Genomic DNA, 11457 nt, shown 5'->3' with positions numbered 1-11457 from the left:
CCCACCCCCCGGGAGGTCCCGACGGCCGCGTCACCTGGGGAGCATCACCAGAAGAAGGGCGTGAAGTTCACCGCGACACTGTGGTCCGACTGGTCGATCGGCACGAAAGCCGAATTGCTCACCTGGGCGGACGTGTTCTGGTTCGACGCACCGGCGCCGACGGCCTGCTGCTGGGTCGTGGCCGAGTTGCCGGAGTTGTTGCCGCCGACACCGCTGCCGCCGACCGTCGCCACCGCCGCGTTCGATCCGTCGTTCGCGAAGGAGCCGTTGTCCGCCATGGCGACCCCACCGCAGAGCGCGACGGTCAGGGGCAGAGCGGCGACAGCGGCGAGGGCACGAGCGGTACGGATACTTGCCATGTCATTTCCTCCAGGAAACGGAATTGCGGCTTCATATTCGGCTGGTCCCGGGGGAGTTGGCCGACCACCCCGGTGCTGTTCACAACGTCGCGAGACCAGAGTTGCCCAGCGCATCCCCGGCGAACCCCTCGCTTCCGCCCGATTCCCCCTCACGTATGACGAAGAGCCGATAAACCTCCCATGCCGTACGAAAAATCCGGGGCGGGTCAGGCCGGCGAGGCGACCTGAGGCGACTCGTTGGGGCACCCGGGAAGAAGCGTTACGCCACCCGACTCGCCCGCACTCGCCCGCACTCGCCCGCACTCGCCCGTACGCCTCCACCCACCCCCCGCACCTCCCCCTCTTCCTTTCTTCGAACGCTTGTACGAAAATGAAGCCATGGCCACCATCGACCGGCAGACCCCCACCCTGGCCCTGGCCCACGCCCTGGCCGCCGCCGGGCGCGGCCTCCCCGTCTTCCCCCTCTCCGCCACCAAGCTCCCCGCCCTGCGCTCGCCGCACCGGGGTCAGCGGCTGCCCGCGCACTGCCGCGGCGAGTGCGGGCTGCCGGGGCACGGGGTGCACGACGCCACCACCGACCCCGCGGCCGTCCGGGCTCTCTTCGCCGCCGCGCCCCGGGCCACCGGCTACGGCATCGCCTGCGGACGCGCCCCGCAGCGCCTCATCGGCATCGACCTGGACGTGGACCCCGCGTACGGCAGCGACGCGGCGGGCGCGCTCCGGCAGCTGGCCCTCCAGCACCTGTTCACCATCCCGCCGACGGTCACGGTGCTCACCCCGAGCGGCGGCCGGCACCTCTGGCTGACCGGCCCCGCCGACGCGACGGTCCCCAACTCCGCCGGCCGCCTCGCCCCGGGCATCGACATCCGCGGCAGCGGCGGCTATCTGGTCGGCCCCGGCTCGGTCACCGCGCACGGCCGCTACCGCCTGGCCCCCGGCACCGCCCACCTCACCCCGGCCCCGTGCCCCCGCGCCCTGCTCCGCCTCCTGACCCAGCCACGCCGCGCGCCCGCGACCGCCGGGGGCACGGGCCCTGCCCCCACCCCGGCCCGCAGGGGCGAGGGCCTGATCCAGTTCGTGCTCGCCGCCCACGAGGGTCAGCGCAACACCCGCCTGTTCTGGGCGGCCTGCCGCGCCTACGAACACGGCTTCGGCGACGCCCTGGCGGACGCGCTCACCGCCGCCGCCGTCCGCACCGGCCTGCCGGAACACGAGGCCCGCGCCGCGATCGCATCGGCGGCACGGCTGACGTCGGGGCGGAACGGGGAGACGGACGGCGCGACCTGACAGAACGGACCGAACAGGACCGGACCAGACCGGACCGAACGGGACCGGACCGAACGGGACCGGGATCAGGCCGCCGGCGGCAGAATGCGAGGGTGACCATGACCCCGCCCCCACCACCGCCCACGAGCAACGACCTCAGCGCGAGGCGTCGTTCGGGAGTGCGGCCCGGCCTGATACTCGGCAGCGCGTTCACGCTGGTGGCGGCCTGGCTGCTGCTCGTCACCACGCCGGGATCCCACGCCGAGGAGCGGGACTTCAGGGCGGCGGTCGCATGCCCCACCCCGCTCGACGCCCGCTCCGGCTCCGACTGCCTGCGTACGGTCCCGGCGGTGATCGACCGCACAGAGAAGGTGACGAGGAGCAAGACGGCGTCGTACTGGCTGTACATCACCGAGGCCGACGGAACGGCCACACGCACCCGGGTCAACGGCAGCCCGCGGGAACACCCGGGCGCCACGGCCGGAGAGAACATCGAGGCCACCTACTGGCGGGGGCAGATCCGGTACGTCGACCTCGCCTCCGGACGCCACCACACGAACGCGGACCCGCGCCGCTCCTACCGGATCCCGCTCACGCTCGGTCTGGGCCTGGGCCTCTACGGGGCGGCGTTCCTGGCGGGCGCGGCCGCGATGGTCCGGGCCATGCGGCGCTCGGTCAAGGCCCACTCCTGGCAGGCCGGCCTCACGATCACCGGCGGCACCGTCCTCGCGGCGTTCGGCGCGCTGGCTCCCTGGCTGACCGACAGCATCGCCGAAGCCCTGCAACTCACCGGTCTGGCCACCGTGGTGGTCCTGGCGCTCTGCGCCCTGGCCGTCCCGTTCCTGCGGCGGCGCGACCGCGGCGGCGACGACACGATCGCACTGCGGCCGTCCGTGCTCACCGAGGAGCGGTGCTTCCCGGGCCTGATCATGGGCGAGGTCCCGTACGCGAGCGGCGCCGGCTACCTGATCGCGGGCCCCGGCCTCCTGGCCACGACCCCCGACCCCACCGGCGTCTTCCACCGCAAGCCCGTCCCCCGCACCCTGACCCCGCTCCGCCTCCGCCCGCCCTACCTGACGGACCCGGCGGGCCGCCCCGACTACGACGGCCGGGCGGTGGTCCTGGAATGCGAGGACAACGGCGTACCGGTCCTCGTCGTCACGCGGAAGAAGGACGCACCCGCCGTCCTGGGCGCACTCGGGCCGGTCCCGGCGGAGTAGCCCGGGCCGCTCACCACTCGAACCCCACCGGTCACCTGGCCACCCACCGCCCCGGACGTACGCGTCACCGAGCCGCCCCGGCCGGCCTCACACCCACGCGAGCCAGCTCCGCGTCGTACCGATCAGCATCGAAGTGGAACGCCGGCGGAGCGACCTCCCCGTACGGAATCTCCCAGTCGGACCACTGCACGATGTCCCCGAGACGCTGAACGACCACCGTCAGGAACCCGCAGCACCCTCCTGAACACTCCGGCTCCCCCAGCTCCACCCGCCGAGCCTCGCCGGTGGCCCACAGCGGACCGGGGCCGGCGTCCGGCACCGCATCCGCGACGAACGGGCCCCGGCCACATTCACCGACCGCCTCCGCCACCACGTCCTCACCATTGACCAGAATCCGCAGAGTGGCCGCGAACCGGCGCCCTGCCGACAGCACACTGATCTCCAGACGATCGACCATGCCGCCCACGCTACGGCCGAAATCCCAAGGGCGGCATCCCGGTTCGCGTGTGACCGCCCGCACGTCACAGCCGAACCGCCCCGCCACCCCCAAAAAAAGAGGTGCCGCCGGCAGGTACTCCGCGGCGATACTCCGGCATGAGCAGAATCGCGCAGGTCATCGTCTTGGCAACGTACGCGGACGAGGTCATGGAACCCCTGACCCGCCCCGACGATGCGCGGAGCTGGCGAGGCCACTTCGAACCCCTCGACCTGTTCGTCGGCGGATGGGTCATCGAGTTCAACCGCGTGGAACCACGCTCCGGACTCCTGAGTCACCTCGAATCGCTTCCCTGGCCCGACCCGGGCCAGGTACAGGTACTGATCCACGACGAGGAGGACGACTGCTTCGGGCTGTGGATGATCCATGACGGCAAGCTCGTCGAGGTACCGCTGCCCCGCACCCAGCGCTTCCACGCCCCGGCCCCTCCCTCCGACGAGTTCGTACCGAGCCCGGGCTACCTGTGGCGAACGGACACGGGCAACAACGTGCCCGCAGGCTTGTCACCGGAACGCCAGGACCCACGCCCGGCCTGGTAGCGCTGCCCCCGGCCGCGCCCACGCACCTGCCGTGGGCACGCTCGGCACCAGCCGTGCTCGGTACTCGGTGCGGAAAGCCCGACAAGGAACGGCCCCCGACCGAAGCTGCTGGTCGGGGGCCGTTCATCTGCGGTGGGTGTGGGATTTGAACCCACGGTGACATCGCTGCCACGACGGTTTTCAAGACCTTTTGGTGGTCGGGCGGCTTCTGGACTCCCCCGCAGGTCAGACGGGTAGGCCCCGCCCCGATCGAACCGTTGCCGTGGTCATCGTGCCCGCAGCGTGCCCCTCAACCCGTGATCGAGCCGCGTCTGGTCAGGTGGGCTGTCCACGTAACGAGCAAGCGCACTCGCCAAGTGAATCCTCAATCAGAACCCGAACGAGGCATCGACTGCCCTCACTCGACAGTCCGGGCACCTCCCGGACCTCTTCGCAACGAACAGACGCCTATAGGCCGTCACGTGTTGGCGAGGGATGCCGCAGAGTGTCGCCTGATCCACCAGGGCATGTTCCAAAGCCGGACTACGTGTCTCGCGACACGCCGGAAAGCTCGTCGGAACAAGCCCTAACGAGAATCTCAAAGAGCGAAGGCGCTGACCGAACTGCTGCATGGGTACACCCTTGCACCTTGCCCAATCAACGCTAACTGACCGCTTCAGAATGGGGCAGATGGTCAGTCGTCGTCGAGCCGCTGAAGGACCTGCGTGAAGTCACCAGAATCGAGCAGGCCGGTCAGCACGCGCGTGATGTTGTCGATGCCTGCGTCTCGAACGATGAGGCCGTCGGAGCACCAGAAGTAGCGGCCGCTCAGAGACTCGCCGGTTCGGGAGTCCTTTTCCATGAGGCGCTCGACCTCAGCAAGAGTGAACACGGTCGCGCTCCAGCGTGACTCGTCCGCAGTCAGCCGGACCTCCACATCGACGTTGCAGACGGCATCCAGGGCCTCGTCCGCGCTGGGCAGGAATGATGCGTGGAACCGATCTGTTCGGACGCGATACCAGGGAGCGTCCCATCCCTGCTCAGCGGCTTCGGCCCCATTGCTGGTCATGCAGGGAGTATGTCGAGCTGGTCCGGAGGGCTCAACCGGATTCTCTGTAAGTCAACGAGACGAGCTCCTTTCGGCGAGAACTTAGCCGACGGGGTCAATCTCCCCGTCGCCGCTGAGCCAAACATCCGCAGCCGTCGCCACCTGGTCGTCGCGACCGGCGACTGGCCGGGCGTAGTGCCGAGTGGTCACGCTCGCGTTCGAGTGTCCGAGCCGGTGGGCGGCGGTCATAACGCCGTACCGGTCGGCCACCCATGTGCCGTGCGAGGCGCGGAGATCGTGCGGCGTGACGTCAGTGAGCCCGGCAGCCGCCACAGCAGGATCGAAGTACGCCTTGCGCCACTGGTTGTAGCGCAGCGGCTTGCCGCCAGGCGTGACGAACAGGAGAGCGTCCTCCCCACCGGGCAGCGTCTCCAAGTGCCGGCCGATCCGCGCCGCGAGTGACGGCCCGATCCGCAGAACCCGCTTCTGGTGGGACTTGGGAGTGTCGAAGACGAGGGTGCCATTCGCTTCGGCCAGGTTCTCATCGACGAGGACCAGGCCGCCCGACACATCGATGTCCGCTCGCCGCAGCGCGAACGCCTCCCCGACCCGCAGACCCGCGTAGGCGAGCAACGAGATCAGCAGGTCATGCGGTTTCGTCGCGCTCCGCACGATCCGCGAAGCTTCCAGCGGGGTGAGGATGTTCGGCTCGGTCTGCGGCATGCGAGGCAGCTTCACGCCCCTGCACGGGGTCTGCCCGATCATCTCGTTGTCAACGGCGGCCCGCATGATCTGCGAGAGCACCCGGTAGGCCTGCCTGATCCGTGATGCGCTGAGACCGCGGGTCTTCATCGCACCGACCCATTCGACGATGGTGATCGGCCGGAGGCTGGAAAGCTCACGGTCACCGAGCGCCGGAACGATCAGCGAGTTGATCAGGGATCGGTACGACGCCTGTGTCTTGTGCTTGAGCTGCGGGGAGACCGCGGTGAGCCATCGTGCCGACCAATCGCGGACGGTGGTCCGTCCCTCGGCGGGGTCGAGCCAGCGGCCCTCCTCCATCTCGATTCGCTTCCGTGCCAGCCAGCGATCGGCATCGGTCGTTGTCGCGAACGTCTGATCAGCGGCACGGAGCACGCCGTCAGGCCCCGGATACCGAGCCTGGAACCGACCGGACGGCAGCTTCCGGATCCGGCCGAAGGCGCGTCGGGACTTACGCTTAGCGGCCATCAGGCGGCCCTCCGGTACGAGTACGTTGAGGCGGGCCGCAGGACGATCGGCGCCACCGTGTGGGCACTGACGTATTCCTCCACGGCACTCTCGGGGATGCGAACGTGTCGGCCGACCTTGACGAACGTGATGCGGCGTTCCTCGATGAGCCGGCGGGGGAAGCGGAGACCGGTGCCGAGTCGTTCGGCAACCTGATTCACGGTGAGCAGTCGGTCCGCCACAGTCACCACTCCCCCTCGTTGGCAGTGATCCCCTTCAGTGCGTCGCGGGCGGTCTCGCGGTTGGTCTGGAGGTCACGGGCGATGGTGGCAGCGAGAGCGCCTTCGCCGGGGGTGTGCCCGTGGCCGACGTACTGCCAGTCCGTCAGGACGAGGACCGTGTCCGGTTCACGGTCGGCCAGGCCGAGGACGGTCGCTTCCTGTGAAGCGCGGTAGTCGGCGCGTTCCTGGCGGAGGGCACCGAGGGTCGTCGAGTAGGTGCGGGACTTGGACGAGAAGTGGCCGCGGAAGCCGAGCATGTGGGCCCAGGCCCAGAGACGTCGGTCCGGATAGAGGCTGTCGAGCTCACGGCATGCGGTGATGAGCCGACGGGTGTGATCGGGAACGCGGTGGCGGTCGAGTTCGGCGAGTTCACCGATACGGCGGTCCAGGGTGCCGGTGTTTTCGGCAGCTTTGGTGGCGTACTTGGCCACGTACGAGGCGACCGCCTGTTCGGTGACATCCGAACCGTCGCCGAAGGCCTTGACCGGGCGGACGTCGAGCTGTCGGCCCCACCGGAAGGTCCGGGCCGACTGATCACCGGCAGCCGGGACGGAGACCGCCGTGTACGAGTGCGCGGCTGCGGCGCGTATAGCGTCGGTGAGGAGATCGACCGTGGCCCAAGAGGGCGGCGGAATGCAAGGTCCCTCCGGGCCGTCGAGACGTACGACGGCGTGGAAGTGGAGTGCCCCGCGCTTCTGGAATTCGGCGACCTTGCCGAAGGAGACGCGGAGGTGGTAGCCCAGCTCACGGCGTGGGATGCCCGCGTGGATGGCGAGTTCGCGGCGGAGCCGGGTGGTGAAACGCTGCCAGAGCTCCCCGGCGTAGTTGTTGAAGAGCACGGCGCCCGCGTAGTCGTAGGTCTCCGGATCGAGGGCGGAGCCCAGGTCCCCGGAGTCCGAGGCGTGCGCCGTGCCGCACCGGCAGGTGCCCCGGTCGGGGCGGTTGTGGACGGGGCCGAACGAGGGTGCGGTGAGGGTGGCGAAGACGCGCGGGTGGTCGCGGACGGCGGCGGTGATGTCGCGGCGGTCGTCTCCGGCGAGGCCGGCGCGGATCAGGTGGTAGGTGTCGCCCGCGTAGGTCCAGGCACAGGAGGGGCAGCGGGAGGCACGGCGGTTGCCGCAGGCGATGCGGAGACGCCCGCCCGGCTCGTACGCGGTCGAGTAGCGGTGCAGGGTCTCGCCGGTGGTCTTGTCCTTGTGGGTTACCCAGCCGCTCAGATGGACGGGGTCGGCACAGCCGCCGGTGCGGCGGATCTGGTCCTCCCAGCGCGTGTAGTCGGAGGCCGAGGCCACGCGGAGGACGTCCCCGAGGACGGTCGGGTCGAGCTGTGGGGCGGGCATGGACCGCTTCTGCTTCGAGGGTGCGGGCCGGTGGGCCATGCTGGAGGTTCCTTCCGGTTGCGAGATCGATCGGTGGGCACGGCTCCCGGGCGGCGGATGCTTGGCGGTATCGAGGCCGCCCGGGGGCCGGTCAGCGGCGTTTGGCGTCGGACGCGATCAGGGAGCGCAGGACGACCGCGCAGACGGCGACCGATGCGCTGGTGACGGCGACCGCCAGGAGCAGCGAGACCAGGACGGTGCCGACGACCAGGACGACGGCAGTACCGGCACCGACGAGCGCGACCGCAGTGCCGGGGGCGAGCTGTACGACCGGACGGGACGGCTCAGGGGCGGCGGCGGGTGCCGGGGCAGGCGTGCCCGGCGTGATGGTGGTCGGCCGGACGACGGCGGGCGGGGTGACAAGGCCCGAGGGCTGCGGCATGGTCGGGATCTTGGGCTGGAACATGAGTGGTTCTCCTCTCCCGGGCGCGGGTTACTTGACGGCGGTGTCGATGACGGACGCGAAGAGGCTGTCGGCGAGGAGGTAGCCGCCGAGGAGGAGCACGCAGATCAGCCACACCGGCGGACGGAAGAGCTTGATGCCGAGGTAGCCGACGACCAGCAGGGCGATCCAGAGGGGGACGTCCATGGACGCTGTCTCCTAACGGACGGTGCAGCGGTGGGTACGGGCGGCGAGTTGGGCGGCGGACCGGCTGGAGTAGTCGGCGGACCAGCCGCAGCGGTCGGCAGTGCAGACGGCGGCGTGGGCGGTGCGGCCGGTGCGGTCGCGGTGGGTGCCGATCTGCACGGGGCCGATACGCATCACGGAGTGGAAGCTGTCGCGAGCGGGCATGCCGGTCAGCCCCTGCCGGTCGTCGGGTCGGTGTACTGGGCGCGGATGCCGCGGGCGGTGGCCGGGTCGTCGACGCGTCGTGCGGCTTCCTCGGCGAGCAGATGGGCGAGGAAGGGGCGTCCGGCTGCGGCCATCTCACGCGCTCCGTCGAGGTAATCGGCCACGGTCAGGGCGGCGGGATCGTGGGTCATCTCAGTTCTCCTTTGCGGTCAGCTGAGGCGGGCGGCGATGGCGTCGGCGAGGTGAGGCGGAACGCCGAGGCGGGTGCGGAGGGTGTCGGTGTCGATCGGTGATCCGGTGCGGGTGCGGTGCTCCTCGGCGACCTTGCGGGCGTGGTCGATCAGCACGGCGGGAACGGGCGGCTCCGGGGACGGGGCCGAGGGCGAGGACGGGGCCTCTTTCGCAGGGGGTTCATCAGCCTGGGATGGGATCGGGGCGGTGTCAGGCACGCGCGTCGGCCCGACTTCCTTCGTCTCCGTGACGGCGGCTGGCGGAGCTGGCTCCGGCTTCCCCGACGAGTGGGCGAGGAGGGTGCCGCCGAGGAAGGCGAGTGCGGGCCATCCGGCGATGCCGAGCCGGAGCGGGGCCGGTGGGTCGGCCAGGTCGAGGAACCCGGCGGTGGCGACGTTGGCGCCGAGCGACGCGAACAGGGCGATCAGGAACCAGCACCAGGCCAACCGGGACGGGCCCTCACTGCGCAGCCGACGCCAGGCGGCGACAAGGAGCAGGTCGACGCTGACCGGGTAGGCCCATGCCTTCCAGCCGTCCTGTCCGGCCGCGGCGGCGAGGTCGTGCAGGTGCGCGAAGGACAGAGCCCCGGCGATAACCGCCTGGATCAACACCGCGTCGATCCGGAGACCGTGCCGGGCGCCCATCAGGAGTCCTCAGCGGGGTCGGAGTCGTCCGGGAACGTGCCCGGCGGCGGCTCCGGCAGCGACACGGCGAGGGACGGGCTGACGGCGTCCACGAAGTCGAGGTCGGCGCTGTCCATGTCGGCGTACAGGGCGAGTTGGACGAGCAGAAGCACGGTCCGGGCGAAGTCCTCGCAGTCAGGGCACATGGCGGTTCTCCCTTCTCTGGGCATGGCAGTGGTAGGGACTCGGCGCGAAGACGGTCACGCCTGCCGGGTGGGGGAGAGATCAGGCGGTGGCCGGAGAGGCCTTCGCTGATGGCACGAGCTCGGTGGCAGTTCCGGTGGTCGGCCGGAAAGGGGCCAGCTCAGGCAGGTCCGGGGCCCTGTCGGCGTACCGGTTGCAGAGGTTCACGGCCTGGCGGAGCGAGGTGTGCGGAGCGCGGATGCGGTGCCAACCGCCGGACGCATCTCCCGCGATGGCGAGGCCTCGCAGTTCGGCGGGAATCTGGATGGCGGCGAGGACCGCGTCCGGGGCGATGTCGCCGAAGGCCATGTTGGCGGAGGTCTCGTCGTTGAGACGGTGGGCGGTGCGGCCGGTGAGTTGGGCGCGGAGCATGGTGATGCCCTTGCCGAGTTCGGAGCCGAAGCGCTGTCCGCAGATTTCGAGGTAGATACCGGCGGCGCGGCCGAGCTGCGCGAGACGGACCAGGGCGGTGATGATGCGGTCCCGCCGCTTCTCCTCCTCCTTCGTTGCGTACAGGGCGAGTTCGGCCACCTCGTCGACCAGGACGACGACCGGGGTCGGGCGGAGCTCATCAGGCAGGTCCCAGATGTCGGCGGCGATCTCCGCGTCCGGTACATCGACGGTGATGCGCTGCTGGGTACGGATGAGGCGGTAGACGTCCGCCATCCGCACCACGAGTGCATCGAGGAGTTCGGCAGCGGTGTCCGGACTGTCGGCCAGGGCTGAGAAACGGCGCGCCAGCGGGAAGAGTTCGACCCCTTGCTTGCAGTCGATGCCGACGAGGGCAACGTCCAGAGGAGCAAGGCCGGCGACCAGGTTGCGTTGGTAGACGGACTTGCCGGACTCCGTGGCGCCGAGGGTGAGGGCGTGCGGTATCGCGCGGTAGTCGCGGTAGTGCACCGACCCGTCCTCCCGAAGGGCCACCGGTACCCGCATCGCCCGGGTCTCCGACTCAGCAGGCATCTGCACCCGCTTGAGCACGTCGTATCCAGTCATCCGCACCTCGACGACACCGGACCGCACCTCACGCGAGGTCACGCCGAACATCGAGAACGAGTGCCGAAGCCGGTCCGAGGCCGCAGCGATGTCGAAGACGTCTTGGCCGGGACGGAGCTTGAGTCGGAGGACCAGGCCGGTGCGAGTCGGCCGCAGTCGCCGGATACGCGGTGGGCGGGGCTCAGGTATCGGCTGATTGGTGGCCCGAGCCAGAGCTAACCGCCACCGCGGCGGCGGAACGGTCAACCCGCATGCGTCCATGACCGAGCGGTACCGGATCAAGACCCGCAGCGCGGCCAGGGTGACCCCGAAGGCCAGCCAGTACCAGGCGGGACTCCGCCACCGCAGGAGACCCGCAGCGGCGACGACCAGCACCAGAGCGACCGTGAAGGCGGTCATGATCAGGCTGCCTTCGACCCTGCGGCGGCGACGTCGGCGAGCGAGGTGACCGCGACCGCGCGGAACGCGATGCCGTGCCGCCGCTGACCGTTGAAGTCGTTCTCCCACGGACGGGCGACCAGGCCGGTGAGCGCAACCGGCGTACCCATGGCCAGCTCACCAGTGATCCCGGGCTCCGGAACGGTGACGGACAGGATTTCCACCTCCTCGTTCGCCGCGAACATCACGTCCACGGTCATGAGCTGAGCACCGGTCTCCATGTCGGTGGCGATCTCACCGGTGCGGCGGTCACGGACCTTGACCTGCGGAGGCTTGGCGACCATCACGACAGCGCTGGAGGTGTCGACGGGAATCTGACGCACAGCAGAACACTCCTCTATAGATGCTGAACTTCGT

The 11457-nt window shown here is 70.1% G+C and carries 17 protein-coding genes; 3 read left to right on the top strand and 14 right to left on the bottom strand.

Translation table 11 applies throughout. The features are described from left to right. Nucleotides 1-44: 44 nt before the first annotated feature. Entirely contained in the window at nt 45-359 is a 315-nt protein-coding gene (locus KV381_RS18750; RefSeq protein ID WP_098023990.1) for a hypothetical protein, read from the bottom strand. Nucleotides 360-737: 378 nt separating this feature from the next. Between KV381_RS18750 and KV381_RS18745 the strand changes: the two genes are divergently transcribed. Both KV381_RS18745 and KV381_RS18740 read left to right on the top strand, forming a co-directional pair. Further along, nucleotides 738-1646: a bifunctional DNA primase/polymerase gene (locus tag KV381_RS18745; RefSeq protein WP_030627006.1), complete on the top strand. Its 909-nt coding sequence runs from the start codon at nt 738-740 to the stop codon at nt 1644-1646. A gap of 92 nt (nt 1647-1738) precedes the next feature. Beyond that, nucleotides 1739-2845 (top strand): hypothetical protein, encoded by a 1107-nt coding sequence (locus KV381_RS18740; RefSeq protein ID WP_143665775.1) that lies wholly within the window; start codon nt 1739-1741, stop codon nt 2843-2845. 64 nt (nt 2846-2909) lie between these two features. Here the strand turns inward: KV381_RS18740 and KV381_RS18735 are convergent, their stop codons facing one another. Continuing rightward, a complete protein-coding gene (locus tag KV381_RS18735) occupies nt 2910-3302 on the bottom strand; it encodes a hypothetical protein (RefSeq protein WP_218785737.1) in 393 nt (130 codons plus the stop codon). Between the two features lie 164 nt (nt 3303-3466). On the opposite strand from KV381_RS18735, the gene KV381_RS18730 reads away from it, so the two are divergent. Further along, entirely contained in the window at nt 3467-3880 is a 414-nt protein-coding gene (locus KV381_RS18730) for a hypothetical protein (protein WP_373461052.1), read from the top strand. A gap of 673 nt (nt 3881-4553) precedes the next feature. On the opposite strand, the gene KV381_RS18725 is transcribed toward KV381_RS18730, so the two are convergent. From KV381_RS18725 to KV381_RS18670, 12 genes are all read right to left on the bottom strand, one after another. Further along, nucleotides 4554-4928, bottom strand: coding sequence for a hypothetical protein (locus tag KV381_RS18725; RefSeq protein WP_218785733.1), 375 nt, complete (start codon nt 4926-4928; stop codon nt 4554-4556). Between the two features lie 81 nt (nt 4929-5009). Beyond that, nucleotides 5010-6137, bottom strand: coding sequence for a site-specific integrase (locus KV381_RS18720; protein ID WP_218785731.1), 1128 nt, complete (start codon nt 6135-6137; stop codon nt 5010-5012). Further along, nucleotides 6137-6358 (bottom strand): helix-turn-helix domain-containing protein, encoded by a 222-nt coding sequence (locus tag KV381_RS18715; protein ID WP_191861175.1) that lies wholly within the window; start codon nt 6356-6358, stop codon nt 6137-6139. Before KV381_RS18715 ends, KV381_RS18720 begins: the two co-directional genes overlap by 1 nt. A 2-nt stretch (nt 6359-6360) precedes the next feature. Next, nucleotides 6361-7776: a replication initiator protein RepSA gene (gene repSA, locus KV381_RS18710; RefSeq protein ID WP_306438338.1), complete on the bottom strand. Its 1416-nt coding sequence runs from the start codon at nt 7774-7776 to the stop codon at nt 6361-6363. A 91-nt stretch (nt 7777-7867) separates the two neighbouring features. Then, nucleotides 7868-8182 carry a SpdD-like protein gene (locus KV381_RS18705; protein WP_128862537.1) on the bottom strand — a complete coding sequence of 105 codons (315 nt, stop codon included), beginning with the start codon at nt 8180-8182 and terminating at the stop codon, nt 7868-7870. A 27-nt stretch (nt 8183-8209) separates the two neighbouring features. After that, a complete protein-coding gene (locus tag KV381_RS18700) occupies nt 8210-8365 on the bottom strand; it encodes a hypothetical protein (RefSeq protein ID WP_010060553.1) in 156 nt (51 codons plus the stop codon). Nucleotides 8366-8377: 12 nt separating this feature from the next. Beyond that, complete coding sequence (locus KV381_RS18695) at nt 8378-8569, bottom strand: mobile element transfer protein (protein WP_218785728.1); 192 nt, start codon at nt 8567-8569, stop codon at nt 8378-8380. A 5-nt stretch (nt 8570-8574) separates the two neighbouring features. Further along, nucleotides 8575-8760: a hypothetical protein gene (locus KV381_RS18690; RefSeq protein WP_218785727.1), complete on the bottom strand. Its 186-nt coding sequence runs from the start codon at nt 8758-8760 to the stop codon at nt 8575-8577. An 18-nt stretch (nt 8761-8778) separates the two neighbouring features. Next, nucleotides 8779-9444, bottom strand: a complete 666-nt coding sequence (locus tag KV381_RS18685) for a DUF2637 domain-containing protein (RefSeq protein WP_218785726.1) — start codon at nt 9442-9444, stop codon at nt 8779-8781. After that, nucleotides 9444-9629, bottom strand: coding sequence for a hypothetical protein (locus tag KV381_RS18680; protein WP_218785725.1), 186 nt, complete (start codon nt 9627-9629; stop codon nt 9444-9446). Before KV381_RS18680 ends, KV381_RS18685 begins: the two co-directional genes overlap by 1 nt. Before the next feature lie 79 nt (nt 9630-9708). Then, nucleotides 9709-11061, bottom strand: a complete 1353-nt coding sequence (locus tag KV381_RS18675) for an FtsK/SpoIIIE domain-containing protein (protein ID WP_218785724.1) — start codon at nt 11059-11061, stop codon at nt 9709-9711. 2 nt (nt 11062-11063) lie between these two features. After that, nucleotides 11064-11423: a hypothetical protein gene (locus tag KV381_RS18670; RefSeq protein ID WP_109175417.1), complete on the bottom strand. Its 360-nt coding sequence runs from the start codon at nt 11421-11423 to the stop codon at nt 11064-11066. Between the last annotated feature and the right edge of the window lie 34 nt (nt 11424-11457).

The sequence above is a fragment of the Streptomyces sp. WY228 genome (assembly GCF_019287315.1).
Classification (GTDB): domain Bacteria; phylum Actinomycetota; class Actinomycetes; order Streptomycetales; family Streptomycetaceae; genus Streptomyces; species Streptomyces caviscabies.
Note: the sequence above shows the minus strand (reverse complement) of the source record. Positions and strands in the feature narration are given on the sequence as shown.